Below are 24,129 nucleotides of genomic sequence, written 5' to 3'. Positions count from 1 at the left end.
CTGCGCCCGGCTTGGACCAAGTCCAAGACCTTGCGCCGGAACTCGGTCGGGTATCCACGACGTCCCACGATGCCTCCTTGAGGTCACGTGGTCCCAGAATCCAGAAATCCGACTCCGAAGAACGCAGGACACACCAGAGCCTCCAATAAACCCGGCACGAAACAGTGTGCGTACGGACCTGGTAGTTGTCCAGGCCCACCTCGTTCTTGGTCGCCTGGAACACCTCCTCCACACTCCATCGCGATCCGGCCACCGGGGTTAAGACCCACTCTTCTCGAACCCGGTGTCGTCCACGACACCCCCTCCAGGTGGCCGATCCGTTCCGCAGTCTGGGCGCGCAGTGCATCAGGTATCTGGTCAGCGTTCCAACGGGCGTGGTTAAGCAGTCGCTGCATGCCGTCCGGTGTCGTGTAGCCGGCGAACTCGGCCAGGGACCAGCCGTTCTTGCGCTCCATGCCGCTGAGCAGGCCCAGCAGGTAGGAGCGGGCGCGCAGCCGGGTTCTCTGCGGCCGAAGAAGGGCGCTACGACAATAGGTCGTCGAAACTGTTCTCCCAGACGGTGGGATCGACTTCCATTACAGTGGGTGGCACGGCCACCGCCGATCATCTGGTTCTAACACACTCACATGATCACAGCGGTAGCTGTCTCATGTCCGAGGGTTGCTCAGACCGAGATCTCAAAGTGCGGTTGGAGTACTAACAGTGTCAGAAATGAGCTGAGGGGGTTTCGCTCATACACGCCCTCGCGCCCACCTGAGCAGCAGGCGCCTCATTCGAACGTGGAGGTTCTCGGCATCCGTGTCATTCGTACCGGGGCACCAACCGACCAGCGCGCTCCGGGTGAGACTGAACCGAAGCGTCCTTGTGCGGTCCTGCCAGGCCATCAGGGTGGGAAGGGGGACCGAGGACGCGTCCTCGTCCCCATGATCGTCAAGGACGACTGTGTACCAGGGGTCGGGGTTCGACGCCTGGTACGACTGTCCTGCGGCGCGACCCAAGGCGGCGTCCAGACCGGTTTCGGGAAAGGCCCTCACAATGGCCGAAACCGCCTCGTCACACCCATCGGCCCGTCCGACCGTGACGGGACGGCGCCGATCATCGTGGAGAGAGCAGGCCAGCGCGGCCACCACCGCGTCGCTCACCCGCGCGGACCTTCTTAGACATTGCGCGGCCAGGAGCCCGACGTGTTCTTCATCCAACAATCGCACCGGCCGATTGGCTCTGTTGGTCTTCTCGGGTACCCACTGTTCCTGACGTAGTACGCGTCCTCGCGACGCTTGCTCTTCTTGATAGGCACGGAGCAACGCCGTGCCGAGCTCCATCGCGCCGTGCTGGGAGGCGAGAATTCCGTTTAACGTCAAACACACGGTGTCCCGTCTCGAACGCAAAACGCTCACCTGCATCAGTGGCCACCAGTCCAGCAACGGAATCCTCGTATCCAACCTCTGTTCCATCCAGGTAGCCGCCTGGATGCCGTCGAGGTCAAGGGCCTCGACGACGAGTTCCGAACCCTCAACCCATTCGGCACGGTGACCACCGTCCTGTTTGAGAGAGAATCGCAAACCCGGCTCGATTCGTTCCCGAGTCACTCGAATGAGCGCATGGTCCAAACAGCGGATGTCCACCCTGTCCGTGAAATCATAGCCCAGGGAGAGCATGCCCGCGTCCGGGGCGCGGCCCTCGACAGCGTCCTGAATTGCGGCGTCGAGCAGGGCCGACTGTCGGGGAGAGGTCTCGACAGTTACGATCTTTGGCGTCGCCCCCCTGTCATCAACCGTTTCGGGACAGGTGATCTCAACGATGCCCCCAGGCGGAACTTCCATTCCCGACAGTGCGTAGATCACCACCGAGTGGGTGACGACGGCGATGCACTCTCCACGGTAGGCGGACAGTACGGCGTTAGCCCTTCGCCTGAGCGCAGAGAGCGGTTCCCAGGTCTCCGAACCGCCAGTAGGCCATTCGCCGCCGGCATCGAACATCTTGGTGAAGGCGGACTGGAACCCCCGGTGTCCAGGCGCCCCCGGGACGGTCAGGTCGGGTATCCACTCCCGTGCGTCCGGTTCGACCACCAACGGCACGTCGAGCTCCCCGGCCAGGATGTGTGCGGACTGCAGGGCCCTGGTCGCAGGCGAGCTCACCACGCGGGCAACGCGCGCGGCGGCTAGCCGCTCCGCGCAGGTACGCATGCGGTCTTGGCCGTCTTCGGTGAGCGGTACCAGATCGGGGGACAAGGCGCGAAAGCGCTCTGTTGCCCCCCAATCCGGAAGACCGTGCCGTACCAGGAAGACTCGGTGGCTGCGATCAGACACCGTCACCCCGTTTGAGGACCCAGGTCTCGCGAAGAGTATCGGGGCCGGCAGGGCTGTCGGTGTAGTCGTCCGTGACCGCTCGGATGGTGAAGCCAGCTCCCGCCGCCAGGGACGTCAGCTCACCGGTTTCGTACCAGCGCTGGACGTGAACCTCCTCCGACCGGGTGAAAAGGGTCCCCTCTCGAAGGTAGAGGGTGATCAAGAAACGGCAGGTGCGGGAACTCGGTTCATAACGGTTGCGCCAGACGTACCCAAAACTCCCCAGGTCATCACCGTAGTGGCTGTCCCCGAACACATCCTGCAGCTTCGTACGCGTGTTCACATCGAAGACAAAGGTGCCTCCGGGACGCAGCGCCGTCGCCGCGTATGTGAAGAGGGCGGACAGCGACGATTCGGCGGAGAAGTAGTTCATGCTGTCGAAGGAACAGACCACGACGTCGAACGCTCCACTCGGCACGCCGAGCTCCCCGCCCGCAACGGCCAGGTCCTTTTCGATCAAGGGCGTCCCGGGGGGCAAGGCCTCTGCGGCCCGATACAGCATCCCGGGAGAGGAGTCCACACCGGTGACCTGATAGCCGGCGTCATGGAGGAGACGCGTCATCCGCCCCGTACCGCAGCAGAGGTCCAGCAGGTTCCCTCCAGCGGAGGTTCCCGCGGCCTTGATGATGTATTCGGACCACCCCTGATAATCGTTCTCGGCCGTCCATTCGTCATAGACCAGCGCGAGCGCCTCATAGGGTCTCACAAGGGCTTCCTCACCTTGAGCATAAGGTTCGTACCCCGTTCGGCCCACTCTCCGCGTTCACTCGCCCGGAGCTCCAGGTCCAAAACCGTGGCGAAGTAGTCGGGATCCTGCAAGGCCTGGGAGACGGCGCTGATCTTGTCATATGGGTATCCAAAGTCCTCGGGACCCGGACTGACCACCGAGGTCACACCAAAAACGCCCAGGGCCTCAAAGCCAGCCTCTTCGCCCAGGCCCCGCAAGTCCTGAGCGGAGAAGACACGAAGAGGAGGAACGTGCGGGGCCCAGCGCACAATTTGCTTCTCCGACAGCTCACGCAACTCCTCGACACCGGCCCCGTCCCGGTTGACCTTCGAGGCGAGTGCGTTCGAAAGCGAATGGCTCATCAACAGTGCAATTCCTCCGGGTTTGAGGACCCGGTGGAGCGTACGAAACGCATCGGCGGGCCGGTCGAGGAAACTGAGGACACCGTACGTGCTGATCATGGCGTCATAGTGGTCGCTGGGAAGCTCGGAAGCGTCTTGCAAGTCGCACTCGACGAGGGTGACTCGGTCTTCACCTCCCGCCTCAGCGACGTTGTGCCGGGCCTGTTCAAGCATCCGAGGTGACTTGTCCGCGACAGTGACCTCAGCCTGGAACTCGGCTGCGGCCCAAAGGGCCCAGCGCCCGGTTCCACCGCCCACATCGATCAGATGACCGCCCGACGGGAGGTTGAGGTGACGCCGCATCAGCTCCTTGATGAGTTCGTCGGAAAGTTTCCAGTAAGCCACTTCATAGAAACCTTCCACATTGCCCGCGTACGGCTCGAAAAAGTCGGTGAACTGCTGATTCGACATGAGTGACATCGCTGTCGGCTCCCGGTGTGTTTAGATCATTCTCGGTCCAGGAGGCGCGACCGCGGCGCGCGCAGTCCCTGGAGCCGTTCGTGATAAGGGGTGTCAGGGTCGGTGTGCACAATCCTCACCCCGGGTGGGAGTGCGTGCAGACTGCGGTCGGCCCAGCCATCCGCGAGCTGGTCCCAGTCGGGGGTGCGGGGCCACCCATGCGGGTGGGTGAACTCGCTGAGCAAGGGTTCGTCGTCGCGCTGGTATCGGATGTCCATGGACATGCGCAGCCGATCGCTGCGGTTGGGGCCGCCGGCGTGCACCGTGAGGCTGTGGAAGAGCACCAGATCGCCAGGGGCGTAGTCAGCAGTGACCCAACGAGGATCGTCCGGAGCGACCCCGAGGTAGAGGGGACGGCTCCCACCCTGTGTCTCGTCAGTCGGCAGGTAGCCATTGCGGTGGGACCGTGGGATGAGACGCAACCCCTGCTGCTCGCTGTCGCACTGGGTGAAGGTGACCCAACAGGTGAGAACATCCGACGTCACATGCAGGACGGCGAAGTCCTGGTGTGCCCGTGTGGTGTAGCGGCTTTCCCGAGGGGTCGCGAGACGAAGCACCCTCGCGGGGTGGCAGAAGACGGGCCCACCGAGGAGCGCTTCCGTGACCTCTGTGAAGCGCGAATGCTGGGCCAACCGGTGAAAGTCCTCGACTTGTTGGACGGAGGGGTAGACCCGGGAAAATGACTCCCCTGAGAACTGAAGGCCGGGGGAGGCCATCGTCAGGCTGTGCGGGTCGGTGAGCCAGCCGTGGTCCGTCAGGGATTGGGCCAGGATCGTCCGGACTCGGATCATATCGTCTGCTGGCAGAAAGCCGGGAAGGTACAGGTATCCCTCCTCCACCAACCGTTCCCGCAGTGCGGTGGGATCGTGGAGGAAGTCGGTCGAGTCGATTAGTGACCGCACAGTTCGGCCTCCTCAGGGTGCGGTCAGCACACCATTGTAGCGCTCGGCCAATTGAAGGTTCCTGATATCGTCGCTGCGGAGCAACCACATGATGAAGCGTTCGACACCCATACCGAACCCGCTGGTGCGCATGGGCGCCGCGTCCTTCAGTTCCGTGTACCATCGGTAATCCTCCGGTGGGACACGGTGGTCGTGCAATGCGTCGCGTACCTCGTCCCCAGTGGTGTGCCGCTCCCCGCAACCAATGATCTCCCCTGGCCCCAGAAGCAAGTCGGCGCACAGCGCTCCGCGCCCCTCAGGGCTCGCCGCTTGGTAGAAGGGTGTCGACAGCCGGTCGAAGTTGGTGAGCCAGACGGCAGGGCCGAGTCGTTCGATGAGCAAGCGCTCGCCTTTGCGCGAGATGGAGCGCCAACCGTCGTGTTGAACTATGACGTCTTCCTCACCTGTGAGCATCTCCGCAGCGTCGTCAAAGGTAATCCTTGCGCTGGGGGATGCAAGGAATTCCTCGACGTGCTTGGTGTCTCCGGCCAGGTCCTCGACCAACGAACTGTGTTCCCGCAGCACCGCGGTCGCCAAATGCCGTACGTACTCGTCTGCTACGCGAACAACGTCTTCCAGGCCGCCGGGGATCTCGGCTTCACTGTGGAAGAACTGGTTCAGGTGTACCTTGTCCGACGGCTCCCCCCGGAAACTCGGCATGAGGTAGTAGGTGCCTTCCTTGGCGAGCCGACACCCGTACTCCAGCATGAACTGCATCGAATCAGCCAGGTAGGTTCGTACTCCGAATAGTTCGATGGCCACCGGTTCCGAGTCGCTCCCGAGCCCCATGGGGGACGACACCGCGTTGGTGGTGATGGGAAGATGCAGGCACTTGACCCCCCTCTTCTTCCAGAACACCGCCGTCTCAAAGCTGATGATGTCTTGAACACTTACCAGGCCACGATACCAAGGGTCTTCGACAATACGAAGGTATCTCTTTGGATCGACTTTAATCAAGCCATCTGGAGCTGGCTGAAAATTCAATGAACACACACTCCCCACGTGAAAAATAAGGCATTCGGGACACCAAAAAGGCGATCATAAGACGATCAAACATGACACCCAAAAGAACCGGACGCGACACCGTTTGGCACCCGCCCAAGGCCAACACCACCCAAGCTACATCACCTTAGGGGAAGGTTTCCAGTAGTCGAAATAGAGAAGTTACCTCCGGTTCCCCAGTCTCTTAAGATGGCACTTGAGCTGCACAAACATCGAATCTCAGATTCTCAAAGTCAGAAAAAAGGGACACAATCAACCAAAGCTCGCAACAGGCATACAAGCTCCCATGGTGGAATATTCTCAACCTTAGGGTCGACTCTTCCTGCGGACTCAGGGCTCGTTCAAGTTCCTGAAGGGTCGGGTTCGTGACTGATCCCGAAGAACGGCAGTGCTCGTTCGGGTAGATCCTGGATGGCGCGGGTGGTCTTGGCGATGTTGTCCACCCGCAAAGTGTGGAACACACCGCTGGCCAGATTCCTCAAGGCCGCCATCGCTCGGGGCGCGCTACCGGTATGGACGGTGTAGGCGTCCTCGCCGAAGGTGACATCCCGGATGTACTGTCTGGAGTTCTCGATCACCCAGTGCCCCCGCAGGTAAGCGGCCAACTCGGCCGGGATGGCCTGGTGGGCGCCCAAACTGGTGAGCGCGTACACGGTCTCGCGGGTCTGCTTCTTGCCTTCTTGTTGACGCCGGCGGTGCACCCTGATGGCCAGTTTGGCGCGGGGGAAGACGATACCGCCGAGGCTGTCAGCAATCCCCATGACCTTGATCGAGCGGGACTCGGCTCGTCTGTGCCCGGTCTCGGATCGGGTGATGGGTGATGCTCACCTGCAACCAAGGCAGGTCCGGGATCTGCTAGTGGGCGAGGGGCTGGTTGGTTTTGATCACCGCGATGTAGTGGGCCTTCTTGGTGCCTGCGAGCCAGCTCAGGTGGTCCTTGACCGTGCGCAGGGCATCGAAGGTGAACATGCCCGGCCAGGTCCAAGTGGCGCAGCAGGGGTCGAAAGTGTCGGGTCTCGTTGGTCTTGGCGCCCGCCTCGGTCTGGACGAGGGTGGCGGGGCGGTGGTGGGTGATGGCAGAAAGCAGGTGGCGGCAGCGTTGCCCCAGACGGGCTAAGCCCTTGAGTGCTTCGCCATCCATCGCGATCGCGGGCCGCTTCGGGGTGTCCTCGCCCTCGGTCACCTCGGCGGTGGCCTGGTGTTGGTCGGCGAGGTAGCCGCCGATGGCGGTATCGAGCGCGTTGCCGTCGATGCGTGCCAGAACACGGTTGATGGTGGGTGCGGAGGGTGATTGACGCCAGGTCAGGGGGTGGGGTCGTGCTCCGAGTGCGGTCAGGATGCCGAGGTGGGCGCGTTGGCCCCACTCTGCGGGTTCGTCGATGGTCTTGGCGCCGGAGATGGTGGCGCATACGCACACGAGCAGGATGCAGGTCAGGGTGTACCAGCGCCCCTTTGAGGAGCGTAGGTCGGGGATGGTGTCCAGGTAGGGACGTAGGTCAGTGATGGAGTCGGGGGTCAAGGGGGCCGAGTTTGGCGAGCACTGCCGGGATCGGGGAGGACGAGCAGGCAGGCACGGTAGCCCTTCGTGATCATTGGCTTAGACACCTTCATGATCTCGGGTTCCGTGCCTGCTTTTACGTGTATCGTTCCAGGTCAAATCGGACGAAGTACGTGATCCGGGAACTTGAACGAGCCCTGCCCTGGACTCCCTGCCCACCCTCGGGGGGAATGGAATGCTGGCTCCCGTGGAGTTGACTCCGGCCTCCCAGAATCGAATCGACGGGCCTTGTCAAGGTCGATGACCCACTGCTAGCCTCACTCGGAAATAAAAGAGATTTCAAGAATCTAACGATACTGGAGAATGGTCCTGTCGTGTTGATCGACATGGCGCGGCGCCTCCTTTCCTGTTGGCAAGAAAGGATCGACTCCGACCCGTGCGACACCCGGATCCAACGGAGCATTCGACTCATCCGATGAAGCAGAACGGCCCAGATCAACACCAGGCCGGCCAGGTCATCATCTCCGTGGCGGTCACCGCGCATCCCGTGCGTGAACGCTTGGCGCTGGACATCCTCACTGACCTTCGCGAATTCGATCCATGTCTCATTAGGGATCCTTCGCCTTGGGACCCTCCAGCAACACTACGGACTACGGCCCGAGCCTGGGCAGCGATCGCCCCGGGAGCCACCCATCACCTTGTCCTCCAGGAGGACATCGCCCTGATCGACGGCTTCGCCTCGCACCTGCGTGACGCGGTGGCGGCCCACCCGAACCACCCCATCGCGCTTTTCACAGACGGGACTTCCCGCAACTCCTCTGTCATCCGCTACGCCGCGTTGACCGGCGCGCGCTGGGCTGAGGCAGCCCCGCAGTACACACCCTGCCAGGCACTGGTCATGCCCCGGACGCTTGTCGAAGGATTCGTTCGCTTCGCCCGTGTCCACTGCAACCCGGCTCAGCCGGACGACGAGGCCATGCGCGCGTACCTCGCTTACGAAGGGGCGGAACTACTGTTGACAGTCCCCAACCTCGTCCAGCACCTGCCCGTTCGCAGTCTGGTCGGTAACGACGGGGCGCCACGCTCGGCTGCTTGCCTCCCGAAGGACCTACCCTCCGGATGGTTCCTCTCCCACGGGGCTCCGGTGGCCCGGTATCCCCAGCTGCCCTTCCTCACCGAGGGCAGCGTGGGAATCTGTCTAAGACGCGACCCTCGTGGCCCGAACACGCCCATCCTCCCGGAGCAGGGCTGGACCATCGAGGAATTTGAGCCCAACGCCCACGAGGTGGGGATCAACATCGACGAGGCGGTCACCGAATACAACGCCTACCTGGCTAACCAGCCGACGGCTGCGGTCCGCGCCCTGTTCGAGGACGTACCCCCACGTACCCTCTGGTCGCTGTGGATCGCCGGTTACCTGTGCACGGCGGGGAGCCACCTGAAGTACTTTCGCCGCGCGGCACTCCCTGAAGGCCCAGATGACACCCTGATTCGGGAGTCGATGCGCAGTTTAGCCCTGGGAGGACTGCACCCCCAGGTCAAACTCCAGGACACCAGCGGTCATCTGTGGTCACGCCTGGGTCCTGTGCTCTCCTCCGGGGTCGAACGGGGACGCGGCGTCGACGAGCCCTCGGAGAACGGTCACGGGTAGTGACCCGGTACGGCGGCCCAGGCACATCACCGGCCCTCCCAAAGGCGGTTCCCCTTCTTGGCCCGCCCAGGGCATCCGTTCGATCTTCAAGAGAGGCACACCTTGGCCGTAGACGGCGAAGAACGCACTTTCCTCCGGCCCATACGGCTCAGCCCCGGAGACACGATAGCGATCACGACACCTTCGGGTCCGGCGGTCTACCTTCAGCGGCTGAAGCGCGGTGTGCTCGCGTTGGAGAAACTGGGTTTCCGTGTGGTCGTCGGCCCTATGGCACATGTCAACGGCTTCGACGAGCGCACCCCCCAGTCGCGGGCGGAAGAACTCAACGGGTTCCTGCGCGACCGCCCCGTACGCGCCTTGCTCACCTCCATCGGGGGTCACAACAGCAACGCGCTCCTCGACCTGATCGATTGGGAGGCCCTGCGATCGGACCCCAAACCCCTGGTCGGCTACAGCGATATCACCGCACTGCTATCGGGTGCGATCACCCAGGCAGGGGTGATCGCCTTCCACGGTCCGACCGTCCTACCCGAGTTCGCCGAGTACCCCCACGTCCAGGACTACACTGCGAACTCCTTCCTTCAGGCCACCACCCATGACGCCCCCATGGGCGAGATCCCGTTCCCAGAGCGTTGGACCGAGGAGTTCCTCGCCTGGGAGAAGGACGACGTTCGCCCCAGGGTCTCGTCGCCCACACAGCCGCCTACCTGGTTCGGCCAGGGCTCGGCCGTCGGGCCTCTGCTGGGTGGCAACCTCGAAACGCTGTGCGCGTTGATCGGCACCACGTACCTACCCTCCTTCGCCAACGCCGTGGTCCTGCTGGAAACGGTCGGCACCTCATTGGAGGCGCTGGATCGCTGCCTCACCCACCTGCGCACTGCGACGGATATCAGTGAGATGGCCGGGCTCGTCGCCGGGCACACCCTGCGCGCCGGCGAGGGCTTTCAGCAACGGTGGGACAGACATCTGCGCCGCACGTTCGGACATCTGGGAGTACCCCTGCTCTTGGGCGCGCATGTGGGACACACCGACCCCATGCCCACCCTCCCGCTAGGAGCGCGAGTGCGACTCGACGCCGACCGGCGGACGCTGGAGGTGCTCGATGCCGCTGTCTTCTGAAGTGGAGGCGACGATGCGCGAACATGCATTCGAGCGGATACTCGACATCCCCGCGATGCCGGCCGGAGCGGAGAATGGGGCGACCCGCGGGTTCCACACCCCGCCGGACGAGCGGAACCGGCACTGGCGTCTGCGTGCCTTCAGCACCGACTTCGAACTCATGCTCCCCGGTTGGCCCAGTATCGGAATGAATCGTGTGTTCTCGGTCGGCTGGGGACTGGCGGGGGGCAGGCGGGAGGGCACCGTGCTTCTCGCCCAGGCCGTCGGGGATCCAGAGGAGGTAGCGGAGTTGCTTGCCCGGCTCTCCACTAGGTTATCCCGCCTCGGGCTTCCACTTCAGCACGAGCTGGGGACCTTTCGGAGACAGGGCTGCCTGCGCCTGGCCGGTCTGGTATCCGCCCGTCGAGAGACCTCCCGTTCAGGAGAGCCCCATGCTTGATCCCGGCTACCTACGGGCCCTGCATGACGCACGGTTCCTCGCCCCAGGAGGGTACTTCCTCGGATCGTCGATATGGAGAGAGGCCGGGTTGCGCAGCGTCGACCTGCTCATCTCCTGCTATGTGGACCTGCTGTCCGAGTTCAGCGAACCTGAGGTGACCGAGCACCCGTTCCTTATGAGGGAGAGCCTCTACCGCGCAGTCTTCGCCACCTACGGCAACGTAGTCACCGTCGACCTGAGCGAGAGGGGATCCCAGCGCCATGTGCTGCGCCCGGACAACATGCCAGCAAGTGTCGACACGCTGATCGCCGATGGTCGTCCCGGTCCGCTGGTTGCCGTGGGCGGGCTATTACGAAGGTTCAATGGACAGGTCGCACCGCTCTTCCGGGAACGGTACATCTGGCCTGCCGTTCAGGTCACACACATGGTCGAGCGCGGTCGGGGTGAGGAGCTGCTGGACAGACACCAACGCGCCCTGGAGAGCCTCCTGACCGCATTGGCGCTGCCGGTGCTCAGTATCCGAACGGACGCGCTGTCCGACTACGGTCACCCGTGCTACCTGACCGTTACCTGTCTGCCCGATGGCCGCCCCACAGTCCTGTCGACCTCCTATCTGATGTCCGAGCGTTACCGCTCGGCACTGGGAGTAGAACAGGACGTCCTGGACATCGGATTCACCGGGAAAGTCCTCGCCGTGGTCGCACTCCACCACAGGGACCACCGGGGCCTTGCTCTGCCTTCAGCGGTGGCCCCCACACAAATCGGGCTCATACATGAGGAGCACCGGCGTCTCGAACACCACCGGATGCGGGATAGCCTCACTGCTTCCGGTCTCCGCACCACCCTGCGGACGGTTCACCGAGACGACCGTCGCCGCCGCTCTACCGCGGAACGCGGCGCGCACCGGCTCGGCGCACCGCTCGTAGTCCACGACCTGGGCGCTAGCGAGCACACCCTGCTGACCCAACGCCTCCCGATCAGGAGGTCGACGATCCGTTCGGCTCCAGGGGTAAAGACCTTCGAAGAGGCTCTGCACGAGCACGACGAACGTCTTCTCTCCCACGCAGTGCGTCGGTTCAAAAGATCGCTCGGGCGGGGCGAACTCCTACGCCCACTCTGCAACACCTGTGTCGTTGAGCGGAAGCCGCCCGTCTTCGGATGGGTGACGCCGGTTGAGGAGAGAGCCTGCGCTCACTGCGGCCGTTCCGGCCGCATGGCGTTCATCAGCGACCAGGGTCGTTTCTACTAACCACAGGAGCACGCAGTGACACAGGCCATGGACGTGGTGGACATCACCACGACGGCGGTGGGCCGCGACACGATCATCGATACCTACGACAGCTTCTTTCAGCAGGTCTCCTTCTCAGGGGCGTTCAGGGTCCTGGTAACCGTGGACCCCGCTTACTCCGTCGCAGCGGAGGAACGGGAACGGGTGCACCGATTTTTGAAAGCCCTCCCCCAAACTCAGGCACGGGTACACGAGGTCGTCGTGGAGGAGTTCCCCGTCCAGGTAGGGCTCCAGACTGCGCTGTCCGTGCTGTTCTCCCATGCGATGTCACCGTTCGGCGTTCACTTGGAGGACGACTGGCTGTTCACCGGCCCCGTGGACCTGGACGCTCTGATCGGCGAACTCCAGGCCCACGACAGCACCGAGATCGTGCTTTCCAACTCCCATGTCGCCCAAGGCGGGACGTTCACTCACGAGGGTGAGGTGGAGATGGTCCCCGACTCACCTTCCGGTCTGCTACGGCTGACCCCCGCCAGCTGGGCGAAGCACTACCTGCCGCTGTGTCCGCACGTTCACCGGACCAGTAAGTGGGCGCCGACCATCGCCCGAGCGTTGGCCCTCACGGACGGGCTGCGCTGCCCGGACGAGCGGGTCCGTGAACGAATACTCATGGAGGGGACGACCGGCCGACACAACGTCCTGTGGACCCCTGCGGTCGTTGCGGAGGACATCGGGCGATCCTGGCTGGCCGAAAGGGGCAGACACAAGGCCGTGACCCCGCGACTCGCAGTACACGGCCTGGACGAGAAAGTTCCCCTGCCCCGAGGCGACCGCCCGCTACCGCTCCAACGCTCCAACGCTCTGAGGAAACGGGCACTGGCCGTCATCCCCGGCATGACCCAGACCTACCAGAAGCGTCCGGTGCACTTCGCGGAGGGCGAGTACCCGGTGTATGCGGAGCGCGGCGACGGAGCTGTGATATGGGACGTAGATGGAACCCCCTACGTCGATTTCGTCCTAGCGCTGGGAGCGGCCACCCTCGGCTACAACCACCCCGCGCTAACCAACGCCATCCGGGAACGGGCGGGACGGGGAACGCTGCTCTCCCTCCCTTCACAGTCCGAGATCTCCCTGTCCGAGTCGCTGGTGGACGAGATTCCCGAAGCTGAAATGGTGCGCTTTCTGAAGACGGGGGCGGAAGCCTGCTCGGCGGCGGTCCGCCTGGCCCGCCACAAGACCGGGCGGGACCGTGTACTCCTCATCGGCTACCACGGTTGGCACGATCAACTGGGTGGACGGGGAGGAGGCATTCCCCGGGCAACGGCTGCACTAAGCGAGCGGCGTGAGCTGGACGGGCCCTACGACAGCCGGCTCCTGGAGTATCTACGACGCGGCCAGGGTGAACAACTCGCCGCTGTGGTGCTCAGCAGCCCCTACGACACAGTCTTGGAACGAAGGTTCCTGCACGAGTTGCGGGCCATCTGCGATGAGCAGGGCTGCCTGCTTGTTCTCGATGAGATCGTGACGGGTTTCCGGCTGGCCCCCGGCGGCCTGGGTCACCTGCACGGGGTTCGGGCGGACCTGACGTGCCTGTCCAAAGGCTTGGCGGCCGGGATGCCCCTGGCGGCCCTCTTGGGACCTCGAGCGATCATGGCGGAGATGGCCGAACTGTCAGTTTCAACCACCTTCGGCGGCGAGCTTCTATCAATCGAGGCCGCCAGGGTAGCGCTCAGGGAGTACTCCAAAGACGACTACTACGGCCGTATCGCGAATCTGGGAGCACGGCTGCGGGACGGGATCAACCTGCACGCAAGAGAACTGGGGCTAGGTGCCGTGGTCGTCGGTCACGACGCGATGCCCTGTCTGCGGTTCTCACCCGACCCGGCCCTGCACGCCGCCCGTTCCCAGCGTTTCCAAGCGCGTATGGCCGAGCACGGGTACCTGTTCCGGCGGGATGTCAACTTCATCAGCGCTGCGCACACGGGCGAACAGATCGAGTCCGCCGTCGACGCAGCCAGAACAGCGCTGAGAGACTACCGAGAGGAACGGGGACGGTGACCGCACCACGCATCCATCGCCATGAGTGGGAACGACAGTACGAGAGCGGCCGATGGGACTACTTGGAGGATCAGGATGAGATCGACCGCTATGCCCTGATCTCGCAGGACGTCCGCTCATATCGAGCAGGCAGTGTCCTCGACCTGGGTTGTGGTTCCGGAGTGCTGTACCGGACCCTGATCGCAGACGGATTCCGCGGCACCTACCTCGGTGTGGACTGGTCGCTCGGATCACTGCCCCGGTGTGCGGAGCACTCCATCCATCGCTTCGTCTGTGGTGATCTCAACCGGCTCCCAGTGCGGGGAACGTTCGACGCCATCGTGCTCAGCGAGGTCCTCTATTACCTGGAGGACCCGGCACGAACCATTCGTGAGCTCACCACGATGATCAGCTCCGAAGGTGTGCTCCTAGCCTCGATCTATCAGCCCAGGGCGGGGCGTTCCAGCCCGTGGCTCGACACTGTCCACGAACTGGACGTCCTGCTGCGCGAAGCGGGCGCCGAACGTCGGGAAGTCTTCTCGGTCTCGCGACGCGGACGTATTTGGGCTCACTACGCCTTGTCCCCGAAGAAAAACCTTTCCGGTTCCCTAATCCCTTCCGCCACGGGAGGTGAGCAATGAACCGGTTCACCCCCGGAAGCGGCGTCAACCTCATTGTCCAAGCCGACGACTACGGTATGTGTCCACCGGTCACCAACGGAATCCTTCGGTGTTTCCGCGCCGGCGTAATCACCCAGGCGTCCGTCATGTACCCCGCTCCGGACGCTCCCCGGGCCCTCTGGCTCGCCACTCAAATTGGCCTGCCCCTGGGCGTCCACCTGACCCTGATGTGCGAGTGGGAAGGGCTGCGTTGGTACCCGTTGACCGCCGCACCCAGCCTGCGCACCGATGACGGAGCCTTCCCACCCGATCTGCCCTCTCTCAAGGAACGGGCGACCCTGGAGGAGGCGGGTGAGGAGCTGCGTGCTCAGGTCCTAACTGTTCAGGCTGCTGGGGTACGTCCCACACACATGGAATCCCACGTGAGGGTGTTCCACGAGCCTCTCTTGGAAAGCCTGCGGGAAGAGTTCAACCTCCCCTGCCGTGACCTGTCGGATCACCCCGAGCAGGCACGGTTGGACAGCGTCTGGCATCTGTCAGTACAAGCCCCCGGCGAGAGGACCACGGCCCTGCTAGACCACGTCAGTGAACTGAAGCCCGGCACGCACATGGTGGTGGCACACCCTGCGGACGACGCCGACCTTCTGAGCACTCTTTGTCCGCCACGGTCCCGACGGTGGAAATGGGCGCGCGACATCCGGCTGGGCGATTCGGCGTCACTGCTCGATCCACGCTTTCTCGCACTGTGCACGAACAAGGGGGTCAACCTCACCACGTCCGCGGCCCTGTGTCCTGGCTCCTCCGCCTGCCAGGTTCCTTGACGGTTCCTTAAGACGCGTCCATAACACTCAGCACGCCGATGCCACACGCGGCGACGGCTTCAACGACGGTCAGCGCGACAAGAACCTCAGCACTCCCCGGAACGGGAGAGTGACGTTGCCGAGCCCGTCATCGTGGTCACCCTGAGAAGATCGTGACGACTTACTCGAAGGAACACATGAAAGAAACACGGCTGAGCCAGGCCATCGTCGCCCGAGACCTGTCCAAATCGTTCGCTGTCACTCGGGTCCCTCCTGGCAGTTGGGGGAGGCTTCGGTCTCTGGTGGCACCCGAGCGCTATCGGCGTGAGGCAGTCCGCGAGGTGTCCATGGAGGTCGGGTACGGAGAGCTCGTGGGTCTACTCGGGCCCAACGGCGCCGGCAAGTCGACCACCATCAAGATGCTCACGGGCATCCTGTCCCCCACCTCCGGTGACCTCTGGGTGGGTGGCCGCGTGCCCTCCCGCAATCGGATGTCCAATTCTCGCGAAATCGGTGTGGTATTCGGTCAGCGCACCCAACTCTGGTGGGACCTGCCCGCACTCGATTCCCTCCGCGTTCTCAGGGATGTGTTCGAGGTCGAGGAGAGCACCTTCCGCGCACAGCTGAGAGATCTTGACGACATCCTCGAACTCTCCCCGTTCTGGAAGACTCCGGTACGGCACTTGTCCCTGGGACAACGGGTGCGTTGCGACCTGGCGGCCTCGATGATCCACGATCCGAGGATTATCTTCCTCGACGAACCGACCATCGGAATGGATGTGGTGGTCAAACAACAGGTGCGTGAACTCCTCCTCCATCAGACCCGTGACCGGGGCCGAACCGTCATTCTGACCACCCACGACATGACCGAGGTGGAAAGACTGACCGAGCGCATAGTCCTCATCAACCGGGGCCGAGTGGTCTTCGACGACACACTCCATACCTTGCGGGAGCGATACGCCGCAGCACCAAGGGTCAGGGCGACCCTGGAGGCGGGGGCCGAAAAGCCCGCGCCCCCGGGGGCACAGCTCCTGTCTTGGGACGGGCAGCACGCGATCTTCCAGGTCGATCGCGGTCGACTCGCGAGAGACGTGGTGCGGCGCCTGGTCAACGAGTATCCGGTCATCACCGTCAGTGTCGAGGACGACCTAGAAGAACTAATGCGCTCGGTCTACCTTACTGCCGCGAACGAGGGCACCCGTGCCTAAGGGACGCCATCTCACAGGGGCGCACGGGCTCATCCCCCCCTCCTGGCGGATGCTCCGGCTCATCCCGCTGATCGAACTATCCCACCCAGGGCGAACCGTGGTCAGGTGCGTCATGCTGACCATCCAGATCTGCCTTTTCTGCTGGTTGTGGACCGCACTGTACTCGCCGGACTCCCCGGCTGGGCCGGCCGAGGCCAGAATCATGGTGACCTACGCCACCCTGGCGCTGCTTCTGAGTCGCATCCGCTGGTTTGATCGGATCACCACCCACGAATCCTTGCCCATGCGCGTGCGTGAGGGCACCATCGCCTACTGGTTCGTGCGTCCGGTGTCCCCGCACCGCTACTATTTTCTGCGCAGTGTGGGCGAAGCACTGTTCGGCTCATGCCTGGCGCTATTCGGCGTGCTAGTGGCCGCGCTCTTCGGTGCCGTCCATGGGCCGCCAAACCTGTTCACCGGTCTTGTCTCGCTGCTAAGCGTCGTGCTCGGCCAGTTCATTCTCTACTATCTGGCAATGGTCATCGACCTCATGTGCTTCTGGCTCATCGCCAATGACAGCGTGAAATACATCTACTCGTTTACGCAGGATCTATTCAGCGGGGTGTTCATTCCCCTCTGGCTCTTTCCTGGTTGGTTGGCGTTCCTCGCGGAACTATTGCCCTTCAAGGCCACGATCTACCAACCCCTGGCGATCTACCTCGGCCGCATTCCCCTCTCGCAGGCTCCCGGTGTGCTTTTGTGGCAATGCGCCTGGTGTGTGTTCCTGGCTGTCCTGGTCCGGGTGCTCTGGTATCTGGCCGGACGCCGAGTAGTAGTCCAGGGAGGGTGAGCAGTATGAGTGTGACCGCAATCGCCAGGTACATCTCGTACATCACCCTTCTCAACTTCCGGGCCAGGCTCCAGTATCGGGGGGAATTCCTCCTGGAAGTCTTCAACGGAGTCCTCTGGCAGTCGTCCGTCTTGCTGTTCGTCGGGGTCATCCTGACTCAGTTTCCAGGCGTCGCGGGGTGGTCAAGCACGGAGGTCCTTCTGCTCACGAGCATGCGACTGCTGAGCCACGCCCTCTACGTGCTGATGTTCGCCAACATCACGAGGGTTCCGATGTACATCCAGTTCGGCAACTTGGACGGGTACCTCATCCGACCGATTCCGCCCTATCTTCAAGCGCTCACGAGCTCTTTCAGTGTCTCGGGACTGGGCGACCTGGCTGTGGCGATCCCGTTACTGTTGATAGCCGTGGCCCACGTCGCTGCGGGGTGGGGTGTTGGACACTTTCTCTTCCTCGTCGTGGCCGTGATCGCAGGAACTCTCCTCGAAGCTTCCGTGCAGAACTTCATTGCCTGTGTTTCGCTTCGCCTCCCAGGCGGAGAGATCCTTTCCACCTGGATTGACGAGGTCATGGGGTCTTTTGGAAGCTATCCACTCAACATCATGCCGAACGCCGTTCAATTCGCCTTGACCTTTGTCCTCCCACTAGCGTTCGCCACATACCTCCCTGCATCTCTTCTGGTGGGGAACACCGAGCTAACAGGACTGCCCTACACGGTCGCCTTACTCAGCCCGCTGGTGGGTGTAGGAGCTTTTCTGTTCTCGTTGAGAACGTGGAGAAAAAGCCTCCGGCTCTATACGAGTCCGGGCGGATGACGGACACTTCTGGAGTGAGATGAAAACCAAGCTGAGTTCAGTGGTTATGACCCACCCCCAACGGTTGGCACATGCCAAACAACTGGTCGCCACCGCCGGGTTATCCGGCATCGTGCAAGACCCTGCCCCCGATATGCCATCGTCCCCGATTCGGACCGCGCTTCGAGCATGGGGAGCGGTCGCTCCGGAAGCCAGCCACCACTTAGTGGTCCAGGACGACATCCTGACCGTTCCGTTCATGACGGATCTCGTCATCAAGTGCGTCCAGCGTCATCCCCGCGCTGCGCTAGCCTTTTACAGCAACTGGAATTCACGCAACGGCACACTCGTCCGCTTGGCTGCTCTCGCCGGCGCAAGTTGGATCGACGCGGCGCCTCTGGAGTACACCCCTACTCTGGCCCTGTGCCTTCCCGCTGATGTGGCGCGCGACTTCGCCCGCCACACAACCGACCCGATCGCCCCGGACGACGACGCTGCCATGGCGCGGTTCCTCCGTGAGCGGGAAATTCCTGTGCTGCTGTCCGTACCGAACGTGATCGAGCATATGGGTGTCGAGAGCTTGTCTGGCAACAATCACCACGGCATCCGCCGCGCAACATGCTTCTACACAGGCGACGAGGTCATCCCACGGCTCGTTGAGGGGCCACACCTTCGTCTCCCGCACTGGCTGCCCAGCCTGTTCCAGGGGGAGGGTTTCGTGCTGTCTGAAGACGCCGAGGGAGGTCCGTTGGGCAAAGTTCTCCCCTGGGAGGAGGGTCTGCAAAGTCTCCAAGCACGCTGTAGCGCATTGGCCGCGGCTCTGGAAACCGAACCTCCACGACATATCCAGAAGGTGATCGTCGAGAGTTTCGGTGTCCGATACACAAACGATTTGTGGGCACACGGCGTCATGCTCGGTTGGCAGGCAGCCGGGGCTCACCGGGGCTCACCCCCACCAGACACGCACGATCCCATCCGCCTCAAGGCGCTGGAGTCCTTGGGGCCGTCAAGCCTTAACGCAGACCGGCGCTCTGCGCTCACCGAGTTCGAGGCCCAGGCTCTCACTTTCTACGGGAGCACGAGTGTGGCAGTCGGTGCCCGATCACGCTCACTCGGGCAAAGGGCAGATAGGGTTCCCTCCTGAAGTGAACTGCTTCCCGATCCCGTAGGGTTCTTGGATGGGCACCCAAGAATGGTGATACCCGCACTGAGAAAGCGAATGAATATCGAGCCTTTCGTCTGCCACAACCAAAGAGAAGACCCACCCCCAGGCGAACGGAGATCACCGGGCTATCCTGGACGCCGAAACCATGCCATTCAGTTAGGCTCATGGGGCCGAGAAACACCGATGGCATTCTTCTGCACACCCCCCTCCAGAATAACAATAAAATCGCACGCAAGATTCACCACAGTGACATCAAACCATGAAACCAATGGGGCAAGATAATGCATACTGGGATCGCCTGGGATTCAATAGGATATCAGGTCGCCATAGTCGACAACCACGGAAAATCAGTGTCACCAACCCGAAGGTTCCATGCGAATGAATTCGATCAGATGATTGATTTTGTTTGCAACAACAGCCAAGAAGTCGTCGTTGATGGCACCAACGGTCTTCTGGATTCTCGAATCTCCGAGCTGAACGTCACTGTATACCGAACAAACCAATCGGATCCGTCGAATCTCCCGCTTCTTGGCTCCCTTTCCGCCGAGACCCTTGCCCGATCAGCTACTCAGGACAGGTGTTTACTTACCAAGCTAGGACTGGGATTAGGAACCCACGCCGGCCGAGATAAGGAGCTTGCCGAGGGATTTGCAACCAGCATGGCCGCCGTAGCCACCCAGCCTGGGCCAGCCAGATTTCTGCGACACGGGCCGCGCCAAAAGAAGAGAATCGCACTCACCTTCGACGATGGCCCTTTTCCTCCATACACTGGTCAAATACTGGACATACTAGAACACTACTCGGTGCCAGCGACATTTTTCTGCGTGGGCTTGAATTCCATCGCACACCCCGATATTCTCATAAGAATCCGAGAGCAAGGCAGCGAAATTGGCAACCACACATGGTCACACCCACTCCTAATGGATCTATCAAGCAGGCAAATCGCCGAACAGCTCCGCCACACCAACAAGGCAGTCTCCTCTATCACTGATGGTACGCATCCCACACTGTTTCGGCCAACGTATGGAATTCTCCCAAAGGGCCCGTACAAATGGCTTTCCAGGCTGAATATGACCACAGTTTTCTGGGACGTCAACAGCATGGATTGGGCAACTCCCGGGGTGGATGAAATTACCCAATCAGTGCTTGGTCGAGTCCAACATGGATCCATTGTTCTGATGCACGACGGTGGAGGCGTTCGGTCACAGACCGTCGCCGCATTGCCAACCATTATTGAGACACTTCTAGCCCGAGAGTACCAACTAGTTCGAGTCGATAACCTCATAAGAGATGAATAATTATTTTCATCCTAAATTCATTTCGCAGCCTCCGTACGCCTGCTGTGCCATCCCTGTACTTCATTCGGGGTTGTGCGGGCAGGGGATCCCCGTGTCTTCGGCATTGAGCCCTTTTCATCCTGAAGATACAGGTCACGGACCCGTGCCGGTCTCTCTGAGCGTGTTTGAGAACAAGGCTGTCTTGTTCTCGGTGAGTGATGATGTTCGTGCTGGTCATGTGAGCCCGATGACATCAAGCGGACGAACGCTCCCTACGACACCCACCGGAGAGCGTCGGGCACGGTGACCTGCCCCAACCGTGGCAGGAGCACCATGTTTCGTGCCGGGACGGTCCTATAGATGTCAAGCGAGGCCGAGGTCGGTTTTGAGGTCGCGGAAGACCTCCCGAGCGATGAAGCGCTTGAGGCAGCACAACACGTCCTTCTTGGACAGGCCCTCGGCGCTACGCCGGCGCATGTAGTCGATGGTTCGCTGGTCGTGATGACCTTGTCGTGAGGCCGCAGCTTCCCCACTTCGATCCTGATGCACTCAGCATCCCCGAACCAGAGCCCAGCTGGGCCGAGTACGCACCCGAACCCCCCCGGGCTGGTCGGTCTACTGTTCGGTGGTGCCGGTCGCTATAATCGTGCCGTCGATCACGCCAAGCAGGTCTTCCAAGAGGCGGCCACCGCACACAAGAAACGCGAAAACCAACGCAAAATCGCACTTTCAGAAAAGCACCGGGAACACACCGAGCGCGTTCGAAAAATCGAAGCTAGGGCACAAGCGGAGAACGCGAAATTGAAGACACGCGCCGTGGACTTCACCCAGGGACAGCCGGAAGCGATTGAGTGGTTCGTCAACCGCATACTGGACAGGTCACCGTACCCTAAAGATTTCCCCAAGAAGGCTCAGATCGCCTATCGTCCGCAGAATCGCGACGTCGTGATCGAACTCGAACTCCCGCCTGCATCGATAATTCCTGATGCACGCGGCTACAAGTACGTAAAGACTCGAGACGCGATTGACCCGATCCCGCGCCCGACCAGCGAGTCAAAAAAGCGGTACTCACAGCTGATCGCTTGCGTAGCCCTTCGCACTCTACATGAAGTACTCAGCACGACGCCTGCAAATACCGTCGAGGCCATGGTCTTCAACGGAAGGCTCACCACCATCGACCGAGCCACCGGCAAGACCACACACCTCCATCTCCTTTGCATAGAGAGTGAGCGCGCCGACTTCGAAGAGTTGGTGCTCTCTAAAGTCGATGCCACCGCCTGCTTGAAGCGGCTCAACGCACTGGTCTCACCGAACCCTTACGACCTCGAGGCCATCGAGCCGTTCATCGAATTTGACCTTAAGCGCTTTCGCTTCACCGAAAACTTCGATGTGATCTCGGACCTCGACTCTCGAAAGAATCTACTCAAGCTATCCCCCACAGAATTCGAACATCTCGTCCGAGAACTTTTTTCTGCCATGGGGGCCGAGGCATGGACCACCATTCCATCCAAGGATGGAGGCGTCGACGCCGTGGCCACGAGCAAAGACATTTTCTTCGGGGGCGTCTGTCTCATCCAGGCCAAACGATGGTCAAAGCTGGTCGGGCTAGACGCCGTCCACGCACTCACCGGCGTCATGGCCGATCACAACGCGACGACAGGAGTCTTGGTGACCACCTCATGGTTCGGTCGAGCCAGTGAGCAGTTCGCCCAACGCAACCGAATCACCCTTATCAACGGCGCCGAACTGAAGCATCTGATCAAGAAACACCTCAACATCGACGTCATCCCTGGCGTCACTCCAAACCACAAACCCCGAGCATCCAACAACAAGCAGACTGGGCGCCCTGGGCCAACACAATAGGGTCAGTTCGGTGGAGAACCTACCGCAACCGACTTTTCCAAGAAAAGGCCCTAATTAGCGACAGCTCGATGAGAACCTCGCGAGGTGCCATCGGACGCCACCGTCAGCCCGTGCGTGCTCCGTTTGTGCTCCGCAGTTTTGGACCGGGACGTCAGCCGGGGGCACGGCGCGGCACAGAACGGCATCCTGATTCGGATGTGCAGGACGCAACGGCACGAAGTGACACGTTACGGTAGCTTCTAATCCGACGGTCGCAGGTTCGAATCCTGCCGGGTGCGCCACAAAACCCCAGGTCAGACCGGCCTCATCGCGTCACCTCAAACTTTCCCCAAAACTGATGGGGCCAGGATGGGGCCGAGGTGGGGCCGGAGCCGCCCTCACCTTTCGCGCTCTCCCCCGCCGATGAGCCCTTCCCGCATCGCGCAACACCAGCCACGCCGTGCGCTCCGCCGCCTCCCGCGCCACCTGCGGCAACACCGTGGAATAGGTATCCGCCGTCAACACGATGCTCGCGTGCCCCAGCATCGCCTGAACCACCTTCAACTCCACCCCCGCCGCCAACGCCAACGTCGCCGCCCCATGGCGCAGATCATGCAACCGCACCGGCGGCAACCCGCTGGCGGTGTTCAGCTTCCGAAACAGGCGCGACAACCGCTCCGGAGCCAACGCGCCACCCCGCAAGGCGGTGAACACGAACCCCCGCGGCTCCCACACCCGCCCCTGACCCTGTGCTTCCTGCTGCTGGTACCACTGATGGCGGCGCAACACCCCCAACGTGGTGTGGTCCACCGACAGCATCCGCCGACTCGCCGCGCTCTTGGGAGCCAGCTCCACCAACCTTCCCTGATGAGACTGTAGCTGGCGCTCCACCCGCACCGTTCCCCGCACCAGGTCGATGTCGGGCCAGCGAAGCCCCACGATCTCGCCCCGGCGCAGCCCGGTCATCACCGCCAGGTGAAACAGTGCGTACAACCGGTCGCCGGACACGTGGTCCAAGAACGCGCGGGTCTGCTCCACCGGACGCGCCCCACCGTTGCGCCAGTCCGCGACGGCCTGATCGGTCCACACCACCGGCCGCGTCGTACGGCCGCCCTCCAACCGCAACCCCTTGGCCGGGTTCGAGGCCAACAACCCCTGGTGTACCGCGGTGTTCAACGCTGCCCGCAACGTGGCCCGCACCCGCTGCACCGTCGCCGCCGACAACAACACGCCCGTAGGCGAGCGGTGCCGGGAAATGGAGACGAATGCCTGCGCCACCACAGCGGGAGTCAGTTCCTCCAGGACCAGAGCGCCCAGGTGGGGTTGCAGGTGGCGGTGAATGTGCTCGGCGTAACTCGTCCGGGTCAACGGCCGCAACCGGGTACGGGTGGCCAACCAGTGCTCCAGCCACGCCCCCACCGTCAACACCGCCGGATCGGTATCGCCGCCCTCAAGCTCCCGCGCCCGGCGCAAACCCTCGCGGGCCGCTTCCCGGGACACAAACCCACCCCGACGCACCCGACGCCGAGCACCCGGGGCATGGTCCAGCTCCAGCGCGAAGTACCAACTCCCATGCCCTCGCCTGGCCAGACCAGGGCACCGACCCTCCCGAGCCTTCACACCCCTCACACCACTGCACCCGCACCGCTTGTACACCCAACCCGGTCCAGACACAACGAACACCCCCACAAACCAGTGTCCGCCCCAGAACAGAAATGAGGCGATGCCCGGTCTCCACGGGTGA

Annotated in this window: 19 protein-coding genes and 1 pseudogene; 12 read left to right on the top strand and 8 right to left on the bottom strand. The window is 62.3% G+C overall.

Annotated features, from left to right (window positions below; all coding sequences use genetic code 11):
- Nucleotides 1-731: 731 nt before the first annotated feature.
- From ABZ635_RS08940 to ABZ635_RS08910, 7 genes and pseudogenes are all read right to left on the bottom strand, one after another.
- Nucleotides 732-2,309: a histidine phosphatase family protein gene (locus ABZ635_RS08940; protein WP_357761182.1), complete on the bottom strand. Its 1,578-nt coding sequence runs from the start codon at nucleotides 2,307-2,309 to the stop codon at nucleotides 732-734.
- Complete coding sequence (locus ABZ635_RS08935; protein ID WP_357761180.1) at nucleotides 2,302-3,054, bottom strand: class I SAM-dependent methyltransferase; 753 nt, start codon at nucleotides 3,052-3,054, stop codon at nucleotides 2,302-2,304. The genes ABZ635_RS08940 and ABZ635_RS08935 overlap by 8 nt, the downstream gene beginning before the upstream one ends.
- Entirely contained in the window at nucleotides 3,051-3,887 is an 837-nt protein-coding gene (locus ABZ635_RS08930) for a methyltransferase domain-containing protein (protein ID WP_357761177.1), read from the bottom strand. Before ABZ635_RS08930 ends, ABZ635_RS08935 begins: the two co-directional genes overlap by 4 nt.
- 35 nt (nucleotides 3,888-3,922) lie before the next feature.
- Nucleotides 3,923-4,837: a phytanoyl-CoA dioxygenase family protein gene (locus ABZ635_RS08925; protein ID WP_357761174.1), complete on the bottom strand. Its 915-nt coding sequence runs from the start codon at nucleotides 4,835-4,837 to the stop codon at nucleotides 3,923-3,925.
- Between the two features lie 12 nt (nucleotides 4,838-4,849).
- Nucleotides 4,850-5,833: an asparagine synthetase A gene (locus tag ABZ635_RS08920; protein ID WP_357761171.1), complete on the bottom strand. Its 984-nt coding sequence runs from the start codon at nucleotides 5,831-5,833 to the stop codon at nucleotides 4,850-4,852.
- A 386-nt stretch (nucleotides 5,834-6,219) separates the two neighbouring features.
- Complete coding sequence (locus ABZ635_RS08915) at nucleotides 6,220-6,639, bottom strand: hypothetical protein (RefSeq protein ID WP_357761191.1); 420 nt, start codon at nucleotides 6,637-6,639, stop codon at nucleotides 6,220-6,222.
- Between the two features lie 518 nt (nucleotides 6,640-7,157).
- Nucleotides 7,158-7,397 (bottom strand): annotated as a pseudogene (locus tag ABZ635_RS08910) (transposase family protein); the annotation flags it as partial.
- 454 nt (nucleotides 7,398-7,851) lie between these two features.
- Between ABZ635_RS08910 and ABZ635_RS08905 the strand changes: the two are divergent.
- From ABZ635_RS08905 to ABZ635_RS08850, 12 genes are all read left to right on the top strand, one after another.
- Nucleotides 7,852-9,027 (top strand): hypothetical protein, encoded by a 1,176-nt coding sequence (locus ABZ635_RS08905; protein ID WP_357761168.1) that lies wholly within the window; start codon nucleotides 7,852-7,854, stop codon nucleotides 9,025-9,027.
- A 102-nt stretch (nucleotides 9,028-9,129) separates the two neighbouring features.
- Nucleotides 9,130-10,146, top strand: a complete 1,017-nt coding sequence (locus ABZ635_RS08900; RefSeq protein ID WP_357761165.1) for a S66 peptidase family protein — start codon at nucleotides 9,130-9,132, stop codon at nucleotides 10,144-10,146.
- A 431-nt stretch (nucleotides 10,147-10,577) separates the two neighbouring features.
- Nucleotides 10,578-11,834, top strand: coding sequence for a hypothetical protein (locus ABZ635_RS08895; RefSeq protein WP_357761162.1), 1,257 nt, complete (start codon nucleotides 10,578-10,580; stop codon nucleotides 11,832-11,834).
- A 15-nt stretch (nucleotides 11,835-11,849) separates the two neighbouring features.
- Nucleotides 11,850-13,871, top strand: a complete 2,022-nt coding sequence (locus ABZ635_RS08890) for an aminotransferase class III-fold pyridoxal phosphate-dependent enzyme (RefSeq protein ID WP_357761159.1) — start codon at nucleotides 11,850-11,852, stop codon at nucleotides 13,869-13,871.
- Nucleotides 13,868-14,491 (top strand): methyltransferase domain-containing protein, encoded by a 624-nt coding sequence (locus ABZ635_RS08885; protein WP_357761156.1) that lies wholly within the window; start codon nucleotides 13,868-13,870, stop codon nucleotides 14,489-14,491. Before ABZ635_RS08890 ends, ABZ635_RS08885 begins: the two co-directional genes overlap by 4 nt.
- Nucleotides 14,488-15,291, top strand: a complete 804-nt coding sequence (locus tag ABZ635_RS08880) for a ChbG/HpnK family deacetylase (protein ID WP_357761153.1) — start codon at nucleotides 14,488-14,490, stop codon at nucleotides 15,289-15,291. Before ABZ635_RS08885 ends, ABZ635_RS08880 begins: the two co-directional genes overlap by 4 nt.
- Before the next feature lie 281 nt (nucleotides 15,292-15,572).
- Nucleotides 15,573-16,478: an ATP-binding cassette domain-containing protein gene (locus ABZ635_RS08875; RefSeq protein WP_357761150.1), complete on the top strand. Its 906-nt coding sequence runs from the start codon at nucleotides 15,573-15,575 to the stop codon at nucleotides 16,476-16,478.
- Between the two features lie 112 nt (nucleotides 16,479-16,590).
- Nucleotides 16,591-17,307: an ABC-2 family transporter protein gene (locus ABZ635_RS08870; RefSeq protein WP_357761147.1), complete on the top strand. Its 717-nt coding sequence runs from the start codon at nucleotides 16,591-16,593 to the stop codon at nucleotides 17,305-17,307.
- Nucleotides 17,308-17,312: 5 nt separating this feature from the next.
- Complete coding sequence (locus ABZ635_RS08865; protein ID WP_357761188.1) at nucleotides 17,313-18,122, top strand: ABC-2 family transporter protein; 810 nt, start codon at nucleotides 17,313-17,315, stop codon at nucleotides 18,120-18,122.
- 19 nt (nucleotides 18,123-18,141) lie between these two features.
- Nucleotides 18,142-19,245, top strand: a complete 1,104-nt coding sequence (locus tag ABZ635_RS08860) for a hypothetical protein (protein ID WP_357761144.1) — start codon at nucleotides 18,142-18,144, stop codon at nucleotides 19,243-19,245.
- A 302-nt stretch (nucleotides 19,246-19,547) separates the two neighbouring features.
- Nucleotides 19,548-20,564 (top strand): polysaccharide deacetylase family protein, encoded by a 1,017-nt coding sequence (locus ABZ635_RS08855; protein ID WP_357761141.1) that lies wholly within the window; start codon nucleotides 19,548-19,550, stop codon nucleotides 20,562-20,564.
- 522 nt (nucleotides 20,565-21,086) lie between these two features.
- A complete protein-coding gene (locus tag ABZ635_RS08850; protein ID WP_357761137.1) occupies nucleotides 21,087-22,406 on the top strand; it encodes a restriction endonuclease in 1,320 nt (439 codons plus the stop codon).
- Between the two features lie 312 nt (nucleotides 22,407-22,718).
- Here the strand turns inward: ABZ635_RS08850 and ABZ635_RS08845 are convergent, their stop codons facing one another.
- Nucleotides 22,719-23,885, bottom strand: coding sequence for a tyrosine-type recombinase/integrase (locus ABZ635_RS08845; protein ID WP_357761134.1), 1,167 nt, complete (start codon nucleotides 23,883-23,885; stop codon nucleotides 22,719-22,721).
- Nucleotides 23,886-24,129: the final 244 nt, after the last annotated feature.

Origin of the sequence: Nocardiopsis sp. NPDC007018 (assembly GCF_040635075.1) — a bacterium.
GTDB lineage: Bacteria > Actinomycetota > Actinomycetes > Streptosporangiales > Streptosporangiaceae > Nocardiopsis.
The sequence above is the reverse complement of the archived record's forward strand: the minus strand, read 5'-3'. Positions and strand labels throughout refer to the sequence as shown.